Here is an 18595-nt window from a genome sequence, read left to right on the forward strand (position 1 = left end):
GCCCCGAGCTGCTGACCTCGATCGGCAGGGGCTACGCGCTGCGCCTGCCCGGCGACGCGCTCGACCTGACCCGCTTTGAACGCGGCATCCGCGAGGCCGAGTCCGCGCGCAGGGCCGGCCGGCTGTCCGAGACCGCGAGGGCGCTGCGGGCGGCGCTGGAGTTGTTCGAGGGCGAGCCGCTGGCCGGCGCCGTCGGGCCGTACGCCGAGCACCAGCGCGACCGGCTGATCGAGCGCCGCATCAGCGTGGTCGAGACGCTCATGGACGTCGACCTGGAGCTGGGCAACCACGCGAAAGTCGTCTCCGAGCTGATCGCGCTGACCGCCGACCACCCGCTGCGCGAGCGGCTGCGCGCCCAGCTCATGCTCGCCTACTACCGCTGCGGCCGGCAGGGCGACGCGCTCAACGTGTTCACCGAGACCCGCGAGGCGCTCGTCGACGAGCTGGGCATCGAGCCCGGCCCCGAGCTGACCGCGCTGCACCAGCGCATCCTGGCCGCCGACCCCACGCTGGCCGCCGCACCCGTCGCCGACGACGAGACGTCCGCCGCCGAGGCGCACGAGGAAGACGAGCCGCAGGCGCTCGACCTGCCCCGCCCCGCGCAGTTGCCCGCCGCCGTCAGCGACTTCACCGGCCGCAAGGAGGTCGTGCTGCGCCTGCGCACGATGGTGTCGGCCCGCTCGCCCGCGCAGTCGTCGTCCGATGGTGTGCCGGTGGTCGCGATCTCCGGCATCGGCGGCGTCGGCAAGACCGCGCTGGCCGTGCACGTCGCCCACCAGGTCGACGAGGTCTTCCCCGACGGCCAGCTCTACGCCGACCTGCGCGGCTACTCCGGCGAGGCCACCGCGCCCGAGTCGGCGCTCGGAGGGTTCCTGCGCGCGCTCGGCATCCCGCCGGACGTCATCCCCGAGGGCCTCGCGGAACGCTCCGCGCTCTACCGGTCGATCCTGGCAGAACGCCGCATCCTCGTCCTGCTCGACAACGCCCGCGACGCCGAGCAGGTCAGCCCGCTGCTGCCCGGTTCCGCCGGCTGCGCGGCCATCGTCACCAGCCGCGGCAAGCTCGCCGACCTGCCGTCGGCGCGGCTGATCGACCTCGACGTCATGGAGCCGGACGAGGCCCTGTCGTTGTTCGCCGCCGTCGCCGGAGCCGAGCGCGTGTCACCCGAGCACGCAGCGGCCATGGACGTGGTGGCCGCCTGCGGGTTCCTGCCGCTGGCGGTGCGGATCGTGGCCGCCAGGCTCGCCGCGCGCCCGTCGTGGACGGTCGCCTCGCTGGTGCCAAGGCTGGCCGACGAGCAGCGCCGCCTCGACGAGCTGCGGGTGGGCAACCTGGCTGTCGAGGCCACGTTCGCGCTCGGCTACGGACAGCTCGACACCGCGCAGGCCCGCGCGTTCCGGCTGCTCGCGCTGCCCAACGGCCCCGACATCTCCTCGGGTGCCGCCGCGGCCGTGCTGTCGATGCGCGCGTTCGAGGCCGAGGAGGTGCTGGAGTCGCTCGTGGACGCCAGCCTGCTGGAGGCGCCGGCGCCGGGCCGCTACCGCTTCCACGACCTGCTCAAGCTGTTCGCCAGGCGGGAGCTGGACAAGGGCGAGCGGCCCCAGGCCAGGACGATGGCGCTGCGCCGGCTGCTCGGCTTCTACCTGGCCTCCGCCCAGTCGGCGCACGAACTGGCGTACGAAGGCAGCATGATCTCGGCCAACCTGGTCGTGGTGGGCAGCGGACGTACGTTCACCAGCGTGGACGAGGCCGTGGCCTGGCTGATCGGCGAAGGCGACTCGTTGTTCGCCGCCATCAACCAGGCGGCGACGTCCGCGCGCACCGCCGAGCACCTCCTGCCCGCGGCCGATCTGCTGGTGGCGATGGAGCCGCTGCTGGAGTCCGGCACGCACACGCGCGACTTCGACCAGAGCACCCGGGCGGTGCTGGCCGCCGCGCTGGCCATCGGCGACACCGCGGGCGAACTGCGCGCCCGTTACGTCCTCGGCCGGGTGTTGTTCGCGGGCAACCGGCTGAAGGACGCCGAGGAGCACTTCCGGCGCGTGGACGAGCTGTCGCGCGAACGCGGCGAGAAGGTCGTCACCGGCGAGGTGCTCAACGCGCTGGCCGTCGTGGTCGGCAGGCAGCGCCGCCACACCGAGGCGCTGTCGCTGTTCGACTCCGCGATGCGCTTCTACCGCGAGAACGGCGTGCCCGCGGGCGAGGCCCTGGTGCTCAGCTACTCCGCCCGCGACCACCTGGGCCTCGGCCGCTCCGACGACGCGATCGCCGCCGCGGAGAAGGGCCTGGCCATCTTCACCGAGATCGGCAGCGGCGCCGGCACCGCGCGCGCCCGCTACCACCTCGGCATCGTGCTTTCCCGGGTCGGCCGGCTCACCGAGGCCGTGCACCACCACGCCGAGTGCCTGGCCTTCTTCCGGGCCAGCAGGCAACGGGTCTGGGAGCAGCGCGTGTGCTCCAGGCTGGCCGAGACCTTCATCGCCGCCGAGCGCTACCCCGACGCCGTACGCCACGCCGAGCAGGCCCTCATGGTCGCCCGCGACATCGGCCACCCCTACGGCGAGGCGCTCTCGCTCACCGTGCTCGGCAAGGCGCTGCGCGGCCTCGGTCACGAGCCGGGCGCCGCGAGGAGGAGTCTCGACTGCCTACGGCAGGCTTTCGAGATCTTCTCCCGGCTCGGCGCTCCCGAGGCCGGCGATCTCAAGGCCCTGCTCGACGGCGTCCCCACCGACGACGCCGTCCGCGAGCCCGTCACCGGTTCCGTCAGTGGGACCGACGGCGAGCCCGTCGTCGAGTCCTGAGTACAGCTCGTCGTCCAGACGTGTCATCCACACATGGTTGATCAAGGCTGTCCTTAGGGAGTCACGAGGTGCCCGTGATCGACTGAGGTTCGGCCCGGCCGGTCATCCTTCGCCGCCACGCGTCGCTAGGGGGCCCGGTCATCGGGATGCTCCGCGAGCGGCAGCCGCCTCACACAGACGACCGGCCGGACCTGACACGGCCCTCGAACCCCCCAGGGCCGTGTCCTGGCCTTGAGCCTCCACCCGAGGTGTCAACGTCCGATCAATGCCGGATCAAAGAAGGAAGTATCCCTCGGCGATGAGGGGCCTGACCGCGTCGGCGTTGGGAATCTCGCCGTCGCCGACCAGCTCGGCGATCACGTTGAGCAGCGGTCCCAGCGCCAGCTGGCCGTCGCACACGCCGGCCAGCGCGGCCTCCACCGTGCCGACCTCCCTGGTGCGGCGCAGGCCCTGCGTCTGCCGCAGCACGATGCGGATCGGGTCTTCCGCGCCGGGCAGGCCGATCCGCTCGTCGAGCAGGCCCTCCACGGTACGCAACCGCGCGGTGTCGAGGTCGCCGGCCCGGTGGGCGGCCGCGACGGTGTCGAGCACCGAGTCGACGTAGTCGCCGACCGGCAGGCTGACCTGGTGGGTGAGGTGCTCGACACGTACGACCGGGTCGAGCGTGCCCGAGTTGCGCATCGAGATCCAGCCGAACCCGATGGCCTCGACCTTGTGCTCCTCGAACCAGGACAACCAGCGGTCGTAGTGCTCCGCGTAGCTCCTGGTGCCCTGCTCGGCGGCGTCCCTGAGCCAGAGCTCGACGTACTCGGCGGGGTCCTGCACGTCGCGCTGCGCCACCCAGGCGTCGCAGCCGGTCTCGCGCAGCCAGCCGCCGACGCGGTCGCGCCAGTCCTCGCCCTCGACGTGCAGCCAGCTGGCCAGGAAGTGGGCCTGGCCGCCGGGTCTGAGGTGGCGGGGCGTCCCGCGAACGAGGTCGCGGCAGAAGTCGTCGCCGCCGGCGCCCGTCTCGCGGTAGGTCAGCCTCCCCCGTGGGGCGATCACGAACGGCGGGTTGCTCACGACCAGGTCGAACAACTCGTCCCCGACCGGCTCGAACATCGACCCGGTGCGCGCGTCCACCCCGGAGACCCCGGACAGCTCCCAGCTCAGCCTGGCCAGCTCCAGCGCCCGCGGGTTGAAATCGGTCGCCACGATGTGCCCGGCCCGCCCGTCCAGGTGCAGCACCTGCACACCGCACCCCGTGCCGAGGTCGAGCGCGCGCCCGACCGGGCGGCGGGTGACGAGCTGGGCCAGGTTGGCCGAGGCGCCGCCGGCACCCACGACGTGGTCGGGCCGCAGCGCGGGGTCGCCCGGCCTGACCTTACGGTCGGAGACGAGGTAGCCGCCGGTCTCCCACGGTTGCAGGTGCACGGTCGCGCGGACCTGGTCGCCGTCCGCCTCGACCAGCCCGGAGTGCATGACCTCCGGCGCGAGCCCCTTCGCCGGCACGGGAACGCCCAGCCACCACAACCTGATCAGCGCCGCCAGCGGGTCGCCGTCGGCGGTGGCGCGCAGCGCCGGGACCAGTTCCTCCCTGGACAGCGCGGAGGCGGCCGTCGCGCCGAGGCGCTCGCGTACGCCGTCGATCGTGTAACCGGTCTCCAGGAGATGATCGCGCAGTCGTTCCACAAGTCCATCCTTTCATCGCGGAATCCCACGCATGATCCGATACTGGTTCGTCCCCGACGAGTACTTCAGGGCCTGGGCCGACTGCCACCGTGCATGGACCTGGTCTCGTGGAATGCCCGCGCTGCGGCACCGCGACGACCTGCGGGTGCTGCCGGGCGAGCTCGGGTTCGGCTGTCCGCGCCGGGGGAGGTTCGACGTGCTGGTGCGCGTACGCATGCCGGGCCTGCGCAGGCAGCGCGGCGACCTGCGGCTCGACATCACCCTCGACCGGCACAGCTGGCGGGTGGCATCACCGACCCGTCAACCGGCGTGACACCGACGCCCGCGAGCACACGAACGCCCGCGAGCGTGCGGATCCGGCGCCCGGCGTGATGGCATCGTCCGCCGGCGGGGTGGTCGCTGCGCGTGCCGTCAGTCGGGTCGCTGGCGCAGGCTCTGCCAGGCCGCCTCGCCCAGGCCCCTGATCTCCTCGTCGGTAGGCGTGTGGGCGCCCGCGAACCACAGGCGGCACATCTCCTGTGAGGGCCCCAGCCACAGCACGTAGCACATGGTCGGGTGCACGGGCTGGAGCAGGCCGTTCTTCATGTGCGGCCGCCACCAGTCGGACACCTTGCGGAAGAACGCGCGGCGTTCCTCGGCCACCTCGGCACCGCCCGGCTCGTGCTTGCGCGGCGGGCGCTCACTGACCAGCAGCCTGGCCCGCTCGGGGTGCTCGCCCGCCCAGCGCATGTGGAAGGCCACCACGGCCTCGATGCCGTCGCGGGCCTCCTCGTGGCTGACCAGTTCGGCGAGGAAGGCGCTCTGGTAGGCCGTGAGGATCTCGGCGTACAGCACGCCGAAGACATGCTCCTTGCTGGCGAAGTGGTGGTAGAAGCTGCCGACGCTCACGCCGCTTTCCTCGCGGAGGCTGGCCAGGGTGGTGGCGGAGACGCCGTCCTGGCTGAACCGCCGGAGGGCACCCTCGATGATGCGGGTCCGGCCGTCGCGTCCGTTCTTGACACTCTTCACGCTGTCAATGGTGTGCCACCAGAACGTTATTCCGCAAATAGCCCGTGCCGATCGATCATAGCGGTCACCGCCACGGCACCGGAGGCGACCGTCATCTCGGCGTCCGGCCAGAACCTGCGGATGAGTCGCAGCACCCGCCGGTTCTCGCCGAGGACGTCCATCCCCACGGTCCTCGCCCCCCGTACGACGGCCCGCATGAGCAGCGTGTCGACCAGGCGCGGCCCGAGGCCGAACCCCTGCCACTGGTCGGCCACCACCACGGCGATCTCCACGTCGCTGCACCCGCCCTGATAGCTCATGGCGTGGCCGACGATCTCGTCGCCCCCGGCGGTGGCGACGAGCGCGTCGCGGCGCTCGTCCACGGCCAGCAGCGTGCGCACAAGACCGGCGGCGGGGTTGGCGACGCCGGTGAAGAAGCGCAACGTCTGCGTGTGCAGCGACAGACCCGCCAGGAAACGTCTGATCCCCTCCTCGTCATCAGGACAGGCCGGACGGATCTGAGTTCCATTCACGAACTCAGCCTGCCCTGTCACGCCTGAGTCTGTCAATGGAACTCAGATATAATGGCGAGATGAACGTGCCGTCTCGCATGGATTTCCGAGCGGACAAATGCTCGATCGAGCGCACCCTCGACATCGTCGGGGAGAAGTGGACCTTCCTCGTGCTGCGCGAGGCGTTCAGCGGCGTGCGGCGCTTCGCCGACATGCAGGCGATCACCGGAGCCCCTCGCCAGGTGCTCAGCGCCCGCCTGGCCCGGCTGGTCGACGAGGGCCTGCTGCGCAAGGAGCCCTACCGCGAGCCGGGGCAGCGTCAGCGCGACGAATACCGGCTCACCGACAAGGGCCGTGACCTCTATCCGCTGATGGTCGCGCTCATGCACTGGGGCGACAAATACCTGTCCGACGACGACGGGCCGCCCGTCCGGCTCACCCACCGCGGCTGCGGCGCCCCTGTCGCGCAGCACTTCCGCTGCACCGACGGCCACGACGTGAGCGGCCCGCGCGAGGTCACGCCCGTCCCCGGCGAAGGAGCCGAGCTCAGGAGCGCGTGAGCGGCCCGACGCAGGTGGCGGCCCCCTTTGCGCCTAGTCTTGAGAGCGTGTACCGGTTCCTTCTGACGCCTCGATGGCTCGCGCTCCACGTGGTGGTGCTGCTGGTCATCCCCGCCTTCGTGTTCCTCGGGCGGTGGCAGTTCGGGCGGTTCGAAGAACGGTCCGCCAACAGCGAGCGGGTCACCGCCAACATCGAGGCCCCGCCGGTGCCGCTGGAACGGCTGGCGACCCCCGGGCGGCCGGTCCGTGAGGACGACCGGTTCAGGAAGGTGACGGTGGCGGGCACGTACGACCCGTCCCACGCCCTGGTCGTACGCCGCCGTCCGCAGGAGGGCAGGGCCGGCTACTACGTCCTGACCCCGCTCGTCACCGGCCGCGGCACGGCGGTGATCGTCAACAGGGGCTGGGTCAAGGCGGGCGCCGCCGCCGACACCCCGCCCGAGGTGCCGCCGCCTCCCACGGGGCAGGTCACCGTCACGGGCCGGCTGCGCCCGAGCGAGAGCGAGGAGTCCAGCGGCATCAGGGAGCGCTCAGGGCTGCCGCCCGGTCAGGTGCTGCTGATCAACACGGACACCATCGGGAAAGGGCTGCCGTACACACTGGTGGGCGGCTACGTGGAGCTGACCGAGCAGCAGCCACAGCCGTCCGCGGCGCCCGCGCCGGTGCCGGAACCCGACGTAGGCGCCGGTGGCGGCCTCAACCTGGCCTACGGGGTCCAGTGGTGGCTGTTCATCGGGATCGCCCTCGGCGGATGGATCCTGCTGATCCGCCGCGAGGTGGCCGAGCGCATGGCCGCAGCGGAAGGCGCTGACGGGGCGGAGGCTGGGAGAGCCGACGCTGAGGGGGCTCGGACTTCTCCCCGCTAGGGTGGTGAGGGTGCGCCACATCACATTCACCAATCTCTGCAATTTCCGCGACGTAGGCGGATATTTCACGAAAGATGGGCGCGTCGTCCGGTGGCGGCGGCTCTACCGAGCCGACTCCCTCGGCTGGCTGGCCGGTGACGACCTCACGACCTTCCGCGACCTGGGCGTACGCAGCGTCATCGACCTGCGGCACGCGTTCGAGGTCGAGAAGAACGGCCGCGTGCCCGAGACCGACGGCCTGCTCTACCAGAACCTGCCCATCGAGGGCCGCCGCTGGAACACCGCCACCACCTACGACGAGGAGATCGGCATCGAGCGTTATCTCGCCGACCGCTACCTGGAGGTGACCGACGACGGCGTGGCGAACCTCAGGATCGCGCTGGAGACCATCGCGCGAGCCGACAACGCCCCGGTCGTCATCCACTGCGCCGCCGGCAAGGACCGTACCGGCGTGCTCGCCGCCCTGGTCCTGTCGCTGGCGGGGGTCAGCGAGGACGACATCGTGGCCGACTACGCACTCACAGGGCTGGCGACCGACCGGTTCCGCGCCGACTGGAGCAGGAGAAATCCGGGTGCCTCCACGTGGCCGGGGTTCGGAATGGCCCCGGCGGAGGCCATGCGGCTCTTCCTGACCGATCTCACCCACCGGCACGGCTCGGTCGAGGCGTACACCGGCCAAGTGCTCGGGATCGCCCAGGACACCGTCGATGAGCTGCGCGATCACTTCTTGACCGAGGCGCCTTGACTCCAGTCGGCTCGCGATGTGGTGATCTCGGAGACCCAACGGATACGTCGCAGCTTGTTCGACGTTATCCCCTCGTCGTACGGTTACGTGCGTGACTACGCCGCTGCTCCCCGACCCAGACCCGAGGCGGCGCGACTACGTGATCATCTCCGCCGACGATCACCTGATCGAGCCTCCCGACTTGTTCGATGGCCGGTTGCCGGAGAAATACGCCGAGGTCGCGCCCAAGGTCGTGGAGACGGAGGCGGGTCACCAGGTCTGGCGCTACGGCGGGGCCACCTATCCGTGCGCCGGCATCGACGTCGGCGCGGGGCTGCCACGCGAACAGTGGACCCTCGACCCCGTCCGGTTCGAGAACATGCGCCCGGGTTGCCACGACATCGAGGCCCGCATCAACGACATGGACGTCGCGGGCATCTGGGCCGCGCTCTGTTTCCCCGGCATGCTGGCCGGCCAGTCGGGCATGCCGTTCGCCAGGACCCGCGACCAGGAGCTCGGCCTGGCCCTGGTCAAGGCGTGGAACGAGTGGCACATCGACGTCTGGGCCGGCACCTACCCGGAGCGGGTCATCGGCCTGCAGCTCCCGTGGCTGCCCGATCCCGACGTCGCCGCCAAGGAGATCCGCGCCAACGCCGCCAAGGGCTTCAAGGCCGTGGTGTTCCCCGAGTTCCCGACCAGGCTGCGGCTGCCGTCGATCCACTCCGGCCACTGGGATCCGTTCTTCGCCGCCTGCGAGGAAACCGGCACCGTCGTCGCCCTGCACACGGGCGACGCGTCCTGGTCGCCGGTGCCCTCCCCCGACACGCCGCTCGAAGCGATCACCACGCTGATGCCGACGAGCGCCATGTTCGCCTGCGCCGACTGGCTCTGGTCGGGGCTGCCGCTGCGGTTCCCCGCGCTGCGCATCCTCATCGTGGAGGGCGGCGTCGGCTGGCTGCCGATGCTGGCCGAGCGCGCCGACTACGCCCTCGACCATCCGGTCGCCGGCGAGGCGTCATGGGAGGGCGGGCTCAAGCCGAGCGAGGTGCTGCGCCGCAACTTCTTCTTCGGCACGCGCGACGACCACGCGCTGTCCGGGGTGCGGCTCGCCGTGGGCCTCGACCACGTGCTGCAGGAGAGCGGCTATCCCCACTCCGACTCGACCTGGCCCGACACCCAGACGTCGGTGGCGCACAACCTGGGCGCGCTGCCGCCCGCCGACATCGCACGGGTCGCGTACGGCAACGCGGCCCGCCTCTTCGGTCACCCGCTGCCGTCGCGCGCCTGGCTGCGCATGGAGGAGATCTAGGCCTGTTCGAGGCCCTCGACGCGGGCCTGTATGACGCTGCGCTCGTGCTGGACGTAACGCCCGCTCTCGCCGAGCAGCGAGGCGGCCAGCCACAGGAACACGCCGAAGTCGTCGGCGACGCCGATCAGCATGAGAAAGTCGGGAAGCACGTCGACCGGCGACACGATGTAGACCACGCCAAGCGCGAGCAGACCCAGCTTGCCCTTGCCCATGCCGTCGTACTGGCCGCGCATGACCGCGCCGATCATCCGCGGGATCGCCCGGACCCTGGTCATCAACGCGGGCGACCCTGGTTTGGTCACCTCGCGGTAGGTCCGCCACGCCGCCGCCGCGCGTCCTGCCTTTGCCATCATGAGAATCCCCCTACCCCCGGCTCTTCACGACATAACGCGTCGCCGGGGCCACGAGTTCCTGACGATCAGGCCAGCGCCGCATGCTCGAACGGGCAGGCCCGCTCGACCTGCGAGGCCACCCTGACCAGCAGATCCTCCCGGCCGGCCGCCGCCACCAGCTGTACGCCCACAGGCAGCCCCGCCGCGGTCCTGTGCAGGGGCAGCGAGACGGCGGGCTGCCCGGTCGCGTTGACCGGCGAGGTGTAGGCCACGGCGTGCGCGGTCCTGCCGAAGCTCAGGCTGAGGTCGTCGGCCGGGATCCAGCCCAGCGGGAACGGCGCGACCCCCAGCGACGGCATCAGCAGCAGGTCGTGGCCGGCGCTCCACCAGGCGGCCATGCGCCGGCGGAAGCCGTCGATCCACTGCGCGGCCAGGATGTGGTCGGCCGCGCTGTGGTTCCGGGCCGTGCCCACCATGACGGCGTTACGCGGCTCCAGCTCCTCCACGTCCACGGGCTTGCCGCGGGCCGTGCCCAGGCTCGCGACCTGCGCCGCCAGGTTGTTGGCCACGATGTTGCCGAAGTGGTGCGGGAAGTCAGGGTCCGCGAGCGCCTCGGGGCCTCCTGGGGAGACGTCGTGGCCCAGCGACTCCAGCAGCGCCGCGGCCCTGGTGACGGCCTCGGCGACCTCAGGCGCCTCCGGTACGTCACCCCTGGGATGCGTGGTGAGGAACCCGATCCGCAGCCGCCCGGGATCCGCCCCCACCTCCGCGGCCAGCGGGCCGGGCAGCGGCGGGGCGTCGTACGGATCGCCGGGCCGCATGCCGGAGACGACGTCGAGCGCCGCCGCCGTGTCTCGTACGCTCCTGCTGACGAACCCGGGGCACGAGAACCCGCTCCACCCCTCGCCCAGCGCCGGGCCCAGGCTGACCCGGCCGCGGCTCGGCTTGAGCCCCACCAGGCCGCACACGGACGCGGGGATGCGGATCGAGCCGCCCCCGTCGCTGGCGGTGGCCAGCGCCACCATCCCGGCTGCCACCGCCGCCGCCGAGCCGCCGCTCGACCCGCCCGCGGAGTACGCCGGATCGTACGGGTTGCGCGTCGGCCCGAACGCCAGCGGCTCCGTGGTGATCGTGGAGCCGAACTCCGGGGTGTTGGTCCGCCCCAGCATGACGAACCCGGCATCGCGCAGCCTGACGACGCCGTACCCGTCCGGGGCGTCCACCACGCCGTCGCGCACCGACGAGCCCGCGCTGTACGGCTCCCCCGCCTGCCGCCAGCCCAGGTCCTTGAGCAGGATCGGCACCCCTCGGAAGGGCGCGTCCGCCGGAATGGCGTCGATCTCGGCCAGCGCGCGTTCGAAGCGGCGGTAGACGACCGCGTTCAGCTCGCCGTCGCGGGCCTCGATGCGGGCGATCGCGGCCTCGGCCAGCTCACGCGCCGAGACCTGCCCGTCCCTGACCGCCCGCGCCTGACCGAGCGCGTCCAGCCTCAGTACGTCGTCCACGTCGCCTCCTCAAGCCCGGGGAGCCAGGTCGCGCACCGCCTGGTCGATGGAGACCTCGCCGCCGGGGATGGGGGCGAGGACGGGGGTGTCGAGCCCGTTGTCGACGTACTGGTGGATCCTGGCGCGGCACGTGGCCGCGTCGCCGTGCACGATGAGGTCGTCGACCACCTCGTCGGGGATGGCCTTCAGCGCGGCCTGCCGGTCGCCCGCCGCCCAGGCCTCGTGCATCGGCCGCAACGTCTCGCCGCGGCCCAGCCAGTCGTGGAAGGCGGCGTACACCGGGACGGTGAGGTAGCCGGCCAGCATGCGTCTGGCCATCTCGCGCACCTGGGCGGTGTCCTCGCTGACGCAGACGAACAGGCGGGCGATCAGCTCGGTGCCGGGGCCGATCTCGGCGCGTACGCGGCGTACGTCCTCCGGGGAGAGCCAGTTGGTGATGGCGCCGTCGGCCTCGGCGGCGGCCAGCCGCAACATGCCCGGCCGCAGCGCGGCCAGCACGATCTTCGGCGGCGCCTTGGGAGCGCGTTCGAGCCTGAAGCCCTTGATCTCGAACGTCTCGTACGCCTCCGACACCTTCTCACCGGCCAGCGCCTTCTTGAGAAAACGCAGCGTGTCCCGGGTACGCGCGTACGGCTTGTCGAAGGTGCCCGCGTTCCACCGCTCGACGATGGCCGGCGAGGACGCCCCGATGCCCAGCACGAACCGCTCGGGCGCCAGATCGGCCAGCGTGGCCGCGGACATGGCCAGCAGCCCGGGGCCGCGCGTCGAGACGGGCACGATGGCGCTGCCCAGCCGGATGCCGGGCGCCCACTGCGCGGCCAGGGCCAGCGGCGTGAACCCGTCGACGCCGTTCACCTCGGCCGACCACGCGTCGGTGTAGCCGAGCTCGGGCAACTCCGCGATCAGCTTCTGCGACCTCGCGAGCGAACGGTCGTAGAAGGGAATGGTCATGCCCCACTGCTGCGTCATGCACGTCCTCCAGCACTGCCGCGTCCGGTCGGACGCTGGACGCGTCCAACCCTACCAACCGCTCGGTATGGGGACTAGGCGCGGAGTTCGTGCACCGCCGCGATGAAGTCCTTCGTGATGCCCCGGAGCCCCGGCAGGTGCGACAGGCCTACCAGCCGGTCCACCAGCGGCACCGTGACCTCGATCAGCCGGTACGTACGGGCGCACCCCGGCGAGGTGTCGTGCACCCAGAACAGCACCATCCCCATGGACAACAACCACAGCAGCTCGGGCAGTTCCTCCCGCAGCTCGGCGTTCATGCGGTCGCGCGAGCCCTCGACGACCTGGCGGTAGATCGCGATGGACGCCTCCCGCGCCGGGGACGACTGCTCACTGAACGGGCTCAGCGGGTTGGTCGGCTCGGCCGCGTGCTTGAAGAACTTCACGGCGAACTCGTGGTAGGGCTCGGAGACGCGTACCCACTCGCGCAGCACCCCGCTCAGCCGGGCCGCGAACGTGTCCTCGGTCTCCAGGAAATCCCTGCATGCCTCCTCGTGCTCGGCCTGGGCGCGATCGTAGTACGCCTGGATCAACGCCTCCTTGCTCTCGAAGTAGTAGTAGGCGTTCCCCACGGACACCCCGGCCTCCGCGGCGATGGCGCGCATGGTGGTCGCGTCGAAGCCGCGCTCCCTGAACAGTCGCAACGCCGTCTCGACGATGAGCTCCCGGGTGCTCTCCGATCCACGGTTTCGGGCTTCGGACACGTTCGTCACTGTACGTCGGGAGACCTGGTTAGGTCATGGAGCCGCACGGTGATCGCCGATCCACGGCAAAGTTGCATCCGCGGCATGAGTTATCTCCAGTGAATGGTGGGATTGTCGTTTCAGGCGGAAGGGCTATTTCCGCGAAAAGGCATCGACATGTGGATACGTGGAACAGTGCGCCTCATCGTAGTCGCGCTCCTCGGCATAGAGATCACCATCATCGCGCTGGCCTCGACCGCCTCCGCCGCCACCCACCCCGATGGGCAGCGGGCAGGAAGCGGTCCCAACGAGGCCGGGCCCGACGGGTGGGAGGATCCCCTCCCGCAACCGCTGCGGGCGGCCATGGCGGAGACGCAGTCCGGCGCCTCCGAGACCAGGCCGCTGCCCGCCGGACCCTCGGCGCACGAAAACCTCATGATGGACCGTGACGATTTGGCGGCCCTGCGGAACTGGCCGCTGGAAGACCTGCGGTGGCTCATGGAAGGCAGGCAACTGCCGGACACGACGCGGGTTGAGTCGTGGACGGCCCAGCCGCGGGCGAACCTGTCGCCCGCGGAAGGCCGCCCACAGGCCTCCAAAGCGCGAAAACGCACCAAGGCCAAGAAGCGCCACATGCGGCGGCACAAGGCTCACAAGCGCGGCGGCGTGAACCTGGCACGCGCGATGCCCCGGCGGGCGGCCGCGCAGTTGACCCACGCCACCGCCGCCGGCTGGCTGAAGACCTCGGGCCTGCGTACGAAGTCGACGGGCAACTGCGCGAGCAAGCACCTGCGCCACTGCACCTCGTTCGACTCCGTACGGGCGGGGACCATCGCCGGCATCATCAAGCTCAAGCGCGCGAGCGGCTGCCCGATCATGGTGACGGGCGGTACGGAGACCGGCCACGCGCCCGGCCAGTACAGCCACGGCAACGGCTACAAGCTGGATATCTCACACAATTCCTGTATCGACCGGCACATCCATACAACGTCCGATCGTGCCGGAGTCCGCAGCGACGGCGCCCGGCTCTACCGAGACGGATCAGGCACCGTCTACGCCGACGAAGGCGACCACTGGGACATCCTCTTCCGGTGAGAGGACCTGCGGCGGACGCCGTGCGGCACCCACGGCGTCACACCACATCATCCGGTCACTTCTCGGACGCGACCAGCTCGGCGATCTCCGCCGCGTTCAGCGCCGCCCCCTTGCGCAGGTTGTCACCGCACACGAACAGGTCGAGCGTGTTGGGGAAGTCGACCGCCTGGCGGACACGGCCGACGTAGGTCGGGTCGTTGCCCACCACCTCGAGCGGCGTCGGGAACACCCCTCCGGCCGGGTCGTCCATGAGGACCACCGACGGCGCCGCCTCCAGGACCCGATGCGCGTCGGCGACCGTGATCGCGCGCTCGAACCGCGCGTGCACCGCCAGCGAGTGAGTCGTGATCACTGGTACGCGCACGCAGGTCGCGGAGACCTTGAGCTCCGGGATGCCGAGGATCTTGCGGGACTCGTTGCGGAGCTTGAGCTCCTCGGAGGCCCAGCCGCCCTCCTTGTAGGAGCCGGCCCACGGAACCACGTTGAACGCGATCGGCGCCGGGAACGGCGACTCGCCGGGCAGCTTGTCGGCCAGCACCCCGCGTACGTCACCGGCCACCTGACCGAGGCTGCGGTCGCCCGCCAGGGCCTCGGCCTCGTCGTAGAGCCGCGCGGAACCGGCCACGCCGGCGCCCGACACCGCCTGGTAGGAGGCGACGACCAGCTCGGAGAGCGTGAACTCGGCGTGCAGCGCGCCCATGGCCGCCATCATCGACAACGTCGTGCAGTTGGGCGTGGAGATGATGTTGCGCGGTCGGTTGCGCGCGTCGAGCGGGTTGACCTCGGGCACCACCAGCGGCACGTCGGGCTCCATGCGGAACGTGCCCGACTTGTCGATCACGACGGGACCGCGGGCGGCCGCGATCGGCACCCACTCGGCCGACACCTCGTCGGGCACGTCGAAGATGGCCACGTCGATGCCGTCGAAGACCTCGGGCGCGAGCGCCTGGACCACGACGTCCTCGCCGCGCACGCGCAGGACCTTGCCCGCCGAACGGGCAGAGGCGACGAGACGGATCTCGCCCCAGATGTCCTCACGCGTCGACACGATGTCGCGCATCACGGTGCCCACGGCGCCGGTCGCGCCGATCAGGGCCAGATTGGGCCTGCTGCTCATCGTCCGGTTCCTCCATACACCACGGCTTCGACCTGGTCGGCGTCGAGATCGAAGGCACGGTGGGCGGCCCCCACGGCCGCGTCGACACCGTCCTCTCCGACCACGACAGAGATGCGGATCTCCGACGTGGAGATCATCTCGATGTTGACCCCCGCGTCGGCGAGGGCCGCGAAGAACGTCGCCGTGACGCCGGGGTGCGAACGCATGCCCGCTCCGATCAGCGACACCTTTCCGATCTGGTCGTCGAAGAGCAGCGACTCGTAACCGATCCGCTCCTGGACCTTCTTCAGCGCCGTCAGCGCGGCCTGGCTGTCAGCCGTGGGCAGCGTGAAGGAGATGTCGGTGCGGCCGGTGGCCGCGGCCGAGACGTTCTGCACGATCATGTCGATGTTGATCTCGGCGTCGGCCAGTGTTTTGAAGATCGAGGCAGCCTCGCCGACCTTGTCGGGCACCCCGACAACAGTGATCTTGGCCTCGCTCCGGTCGTGCGCGACGCCGGAGATGATCGGCTGCTCCATCTCGGTTCCTTCGGTGTAAGGGTCGGACACGACCCACGTGCCTTCCTTGGTGCTGAACGAGCTGCGTACGTGGATCGGCAGGCTGAAGCGGCGAGCATACTCGACGCAGCGCAGGTGCAGAATCTTCGTCCCGCAGGCGGCCATCTCCATCATCTCGTCGTAGGAGATTCTGGGGATCTGCCGCGCCGTGGGCACGATGCGCGGGTCGGCGGTGTAGACGCCGTCGACGTCGGTGTAGATCTCGCACACGTCGGCCTCGAGCGCCGCCGCCAGCGCGACCGCCGTGGTGTCGGAGCCGCCGCGACCCAGCGTCGTTATGTCCTTCGTGTCCTGCGAGACACCCTGGAAGCCGGCCACGATCGCGATGTGTCCCTGGTCGATCGCCTCGCTGATGCGGCTCGGCGTCACGTCGATGATGCGCGCCTTGCCGTGCACCGAATTGGTGATCAGACCCGCCTGCGAGCCGGTGAACGAGCGGGCCTCGTGGCCGAGGTTGGCGATCGCCATCGCCAGCAGGGCCATCGAGATGCGCTCGCCCGAGGTCAGCAGCATGTCGAGCTCGCGGCCCGGAGGCAGCGGCGACACCTGCTCGGCCAGATCGAGCAGCTCGTCGGTCGTGTCGCCCATCGCGGAGACGATCACGGCCACGTCGTTGCCGGCTTTTTTCGTCGCGACGATCCGTTGCGCGACCCGCTTGATGCAGGACGCGTCGGCGACGGACGAACCACCGTACTTTTGCACAACGAGGGCCACAAGAAGTCTCCCGGTCTGGACTGTGAGCTGCCAGTCTACTGGGGCCGTCTCATGAGCCCGAGGGACCCTGCCGCCATGTGGACGATCTTCAAACCGTGGTGGTCTCCTCGGCCACGTCGAGCCGCGAATGCGCGGCCAGCGCCTGCAGCGCCCGCATGGCGGCACCCGCGTGGTTGCCCCAGGTGTTGAAATAAGAGTATTGCCACCACCAAAGTGCCTCGTGCGGCCGGCCCGCGTGATAGTGGCGCAGCCCGTGAATGAGGTCGGCGGCGACCGCCGTCAGGTCGTCGGACAGCCGGTAGGGGGTGACCCCCGTGTCCTTGTACGGGTCGAACACCTCGGCGTAGTCGTCGACCGCCTCCAGCCGCTCCGCCAGCGCCGTGCGCACGCCGTCGATGTCGGGGTCCTCGCTCATCGGCGGCTCGTAGTTGCCGGCCAGGATCACGTCGCGGTTGGCGCCGAGTTTGGCGCCCGCCAGGCTCACCTGGGCGACCTCCACCAGCAGCAGCGACCATATGGCGTCGCCGCCCTCGCCGCCCGCGACCCTCGTCAACCCGTCGACGTAGTCTTGTGCGTGCCCGGAGATCTCTTCCGCCAGCGCGCTCCACTCGTCAGACATCCAGCAGCCTCCGTCCCTCGAACGCGCGGCCCAAGGTGACCTCGTCGGCATATTCGAGGTCACCGCCCACAGGCAGACCGCTGGCCAGTCGTGTCACTTTCACACCCATCGGCTTGACCAGACGGGCGAGGTAGGTCGCCGTCGCCTCCCCCTCGAGATTGGGGTCGGTGGCGAGGATGAGCTCGGTGACGCGGCCGTCGGCCAGCCGCGTCATGAGCTCACGAATGCGCAGGTCGTCGGGGCCGACACCGTCGATCGGACTGATCGCGCCGCCGAGCACGTGGTAGGTGCCGCGGAACTCGCGCGTCTTCTCGATCGCCACGACGTCCTTCGACTCCTCGACCACGCAGATCACATGGGTGTCGCGGCGCGCGTCACGGCAGATGCGGCACTCCTCCTCGGAGGCCACGTTGCCGCACGTGCGGCAGAACCGCACCTTCTCCTTGACCTCCAGCAACGCGTGCGCCAGCCGTTTGACATCGGCTGGATCGGCCGCCAGCAGGTGGAACGCGATCCGTTGCGCGCTCTTGGGACCGACGCCGGGCAGCAGCCCCAGCTCGTCGATCAGATTCTGGACGACCCCTTCGTACATGCCTAGAATCCTGGCAACTGTCCGAGGCCGCCGCCGCCCAGCCCCTGGGCGAGCGGGCCGAGCTTCTCCTGCTGCAGGTCGGCGGCCGCGCGCACGGCGTCGCGGACGGCCGCGATCACCAGGTCGGCGATCGTGTCAGCGGTGTCCTGCGCGTCGCCGGCGTCGATCACGCTCGGGTCGATCTTGAGCTCGAGCAGCTCGCCCGAGCCGTTGACGACGGCGGTGACCATGCCGCCGCCTGCTGAGCCCTCGATCTGCGCATCGTTGAGCTCCTGCTGGGCGCTCACAAGCTGCTGCTGCATGAGCTGTGCCTGCTCCAGCAGCTGCTGCAGGTTGACATCCCCTGGGTTCACCGTCGTGCGCTCCTCGTGGCTCCGCGTTCTTGACTGCCACGAGCCTACGGTGTTTGGGCGGCGTCATGTACTGGTGGCGTCCCCATGTTTCGTCCCAGGGCCTCCGCCCGGATGATCCGCTCCTCGCCCGGCGTGTTCCCCACCGGGCGTTCGAGGGCGTTTCGGAGGTGTCCGGCCGGGTCTCAGGCCCCCCTCCAGCGCCGAGACCCGGCCTCACGCCAGTGAACCGGCGCGTTGGTCAGGAACGCTAGGAGACCGAACGTTGCGCACACGTTGCGTCCATTCGATCACGGTACGCAATCATCACGAATGGCTTGCGTGAAAGGCTTTCAGGACGGATAGTCGAGCTGACTACTTGGAGTGACTGATGAGTTACGCCCATCTCGACGAATACTCCCGCTCGCTTCGCGGAGCGCACGAAGCGGTGGCGGCCGGCCAGGACTGGCCGCACTCCCCACGCCGTCTGATCATGGCGTCGTGGCGTCGCTCCCTCGAAGCCGACATCAACCCGGAGAAGACGAGCGCGCCCTCAGTCTTAGACGCCTCGCACATCGAGGAGGTCCGCCAGGCCCACCCCCTGCGCCCTCTCC

The 18595-nt window shown here is 70.5% G+C and carries 19 protein-coding genes and 1 pseudogene; 8 read left to right on the plus strand and 12 right to left on the minus strand.

Features of this window, described 5'->3' with window-relative positions; genetic code table 11:
• Positions 1–2801: AfsR/SARP family transcriptional regulator (locus GUY59_RS39770; RefSeq protein ID WP_161714946.1), on the plus strand; the 2801-nt coding region annotated here is incomplete at its 5' end.
• A 273-nt stretch (positions 2802–3074) separates the two neighbouring features.
• On the opposite strand, the gene GUY59_RS39775 is transcribed toward GUY59_RS39770, so the two are convergent.
• Positions 3075–4472, minus strand: a complete 1398-nt coding sequence (locus GUY59_RS39775; RefSeq protein ID WP_138206843.1) for a DUF7059 domain-containing protein — start codon at positions 4470–4472, stop codon at positions 3075–3077.
• A gap of 31 nt (positions 4473–4503) precedes the next feature.
• Between GUY59_RS39775 and GUY59_RS39780 the strand changes: the two genes are divergently transcribed.
• Positions 4504–4785: a hypothetical protein gene (locus GUY59_RS39780; protein ID WP_138206842.1), complete on the plus strand. Its 282-nt coding sequence runs from the start codon at positions 4504–4506 to the stop codon at positions 4783–4785.
• A 98-nt stretch (positions 4786–4883) separates the two neighbouring features.
• Here GUY59_RS39780 and GUY59_RS39785 read toward each other — a convergent pair whose 3' ends face one another.
• Positions 4884–5480, minus strand: a complete 597-nt coding sequence (locus tag GUY59_RS39785) for a TetR/AcrR family transcriptional regulator (RefSeq protein WP_138206840.1) — start codon at positions 5478–5480, stop codon at positions 4884–4886.
• Positions 5481–5506: 26 nt separating this feature from the next.
• On the minus strand, positions 5507–5992 hold the full coding sequence (locus GUY59_RS39790; protein ID WP_138206838.1) for a GNAT family N-acetyltransferase: 486 nt from the start codon (positions 5990–5992) through the stop codon (positions 5507–5509).
• Positions 5993–6051: 59 nt separating this feature from the next.
• Between GUY59_RS39790 and GUY59_RS39795 the strand changes: the two genes are divergently transcribed.
• The 4 genes from GUY59_RS39795 to GUY59_RS39810 all read left to right on the plus strand — a co-directional run bounded on the left by GUY59_RS39795 (position 6052) and on the right by GUY59_RS39810 (position 9430).
• Positions 6052–6531, plus strand: coding sequence for a winged helix-turn-helix transcriptional regulator (locus GUY59_RS39795; RefSeq protein WP_138206836.1), 480 nt, complete (start codon positions 6052–6054; stop codon positions 6529–6531).
• A 47-nt stretch (positions 6532–6578) separates the two neighbouring features.
• Positions 6579–7397, plus strand: coding sequence for an SURF1 family cytochrome oxidase biogenesis protein (locus tag GUY59_RS39800; RefSeq protein ID WP_138206834.1), 819 nt, complete (start codon positions 6579–6581; stop codon positions 7395–7397).
• A 10-nt stretch (positions 7398–7407) separates the two neighbouring features.
• Entirely contained in the window at positions 7408–8142 is a 735-nt protein-coding gene (locus GUY59_RS39805) for a tyrosine-protein phosphatase (RefSeq protein ID WP_252375175.1), read from the plus strand.
• Between the two features lie 91 nt (positions 8143–8233).
• Positions 8234–9430 (plus strand): amidohydrolase family protein, encoded by a 1197-nt coding sequence (locus GUY59_RS39810; RefSeq protein ID WP_138206830.1) that lies wholly within the window; start codon positions 8234–8236, stop codon positions 9428–9430.
• On the opposite strand, the gene GUY59_RS39815 is transcribed toward GUY59_RS39810, so the two are convergent.
• From GUY59_RS39815 to GUY59_RS39830, 4 genes are all read right to left on the minus strand, one after another.
• Positions 9427–9783, minus strand: a complete 357-nt coding sequence (locus GUY59_RS39815) for a YkvA family protein (protein ID WP_236667954.1) — start codon at positions 9781–9783, stop codon at positions 9427–9429. The genes GUY59_RS39810 and GUY59_RS39815 overlap by 4 nt on opposite strands.
• A 65-nt stretch (positions 9784–9848) precedes the next feature.
• A complete protein-coding gene (locus tag GUY59_RS39820) occupies positions 9849–11267 on the minus strand; it encodes an amidase (protein ID WP_201761893.1) in 1419 nt (472 codons plus the stop codon).
• A gap of 9 nt (positions 11268–11276) precedes the next feature.
• Positions 11277–12236, minus strand: coding sequence for an LLM class F420-dependent oxidoreductase (locus GUY59_RS39825; protein ID WP_138206828.1), 960 nt, complete (start codon positions 12234–12236; stop codon positions 11277–11279).
• A 74-nt stretch (positions 12237–12310) separates the two neighbouring features.
• Positions 12311–12979 carry a TetR/AcrR family transcriptional regulator gene (locus GUY59_RS39830; RefSeq protein WP_132338803.1) on the minus strand — a complete coding sequence of 223 codons (669 nt, stop codon included), beginning with the start codon at positions 12977–12979 and terminating at the stop codon, positions 12311–12313.
• Between the two features lie 174 nt (positions 12980–13153).
• Here GUY59_RS39830 and GUY59_RS39835 point away from each other — a divergent pair, with 174 nt between their 5' ends.
• Positions 13154–14053, plus strand: a complete 900-nt coding sequence (locus tag GUY59_RS39835) for a hypothetical protein (RefSeq protein WP_138206826.1) — start codon at positions 13154–13156, stop codon at positions 14051–14053.
• Positions 14054–14108: 55 nt separating this feature from the next.
• Here the strand turns inward: GUY59_RS39835 and GUY59_RS39840 are convergent, their stop codons facing one another.
• The 5 genes from GUY59_RS39840 to GUY59_RS39860 all read right to left on the minus strand — a co-directional run bounded on the left by GUY59_RS39840 (position 14109) and on the right by GUY59_RS39860 (position 18005).
• Positions 14109–15170, minus strand: coding sequence for an aspartate-semialdehyde dehydrogenase (locus tag GUY59_RS39840; RefSeq protein ID WP_138206824.1), 1062 nt, complete (start codon positions 15168–15170; stop codon positions 14109–14111).
• Positions 15167–16441, minus strand: a complete 1275-nt coding sequence (locus GUY59_RS39845) for an aspartate kinase (protein ID WP_132338809.1) — start codon at positions 16439–16441, stop codon at positions 15167–15169. The genes GUY59_RS39840 and GUY59_RS39845 overlap by 4 nt, the downstream gene beginning before the upstream one ends.
• A gap of 88 nt (positions 16442–16529) precedes the next feature.
• The gene (locus GUY59_RS39850) at positions 16530–17060 is read right to left on the minus strand and encodes a DUF5063 domain-containing protein (protein ID WP_132338811.1); all 531 of its coding nucleotides are present in this window, start codon (positions 17058–17060) and stop codon (positions 16530–16532) included.
• Positions 17053–17652 carry a recombination mediator RecR gene (gene recR / locus GUY59_RS39855; RefSeq protein ID WP_132338813.1) on the minus strand — a complete coding sequence of 200 codons (600 nt, stop codon included), beginning with the start codon at positions 17650–17652 and terminating at the stop codon, positions 17053–17055. The genes GUY59_RS39850 and recR overlap by 8 nt, the downstream gene beginning before the upstream one ends.
• A 2-nt stretch (positions 17653–17654) precedes the next feature.
• Entirely contained in the window at positions 17655–18005 is a 351-nt protein-coding gene (locus GUY59_RS39860) for a YbaB/EbfC family nucleoid-associated protein (protein ID WP_171055572.1), read from the minus strand.
• Positions 18006–18372: 367 nt separating this feature from the next.
• On the opposite strand from GUY59_RS39860, the pseudogene GUY59_RS39865 reads away from it, so the two are divergent.
• A pseudogene (locus GUY59_RS39865) lies at positions 18373–18595 on the plus strand (hypothetical protein); the annotation flags it as partial.

Source organism: Nonomuraea sp. K271 (assembly GCF_009908215.1).
GTDB classification, from domain to species: domain Bacteria; phylum Actinomycetota; class Actinomycetes; order Streptosporangiales; family Streptosporangiaceae; genus Nonomuraea; species Nonomuraea longispora.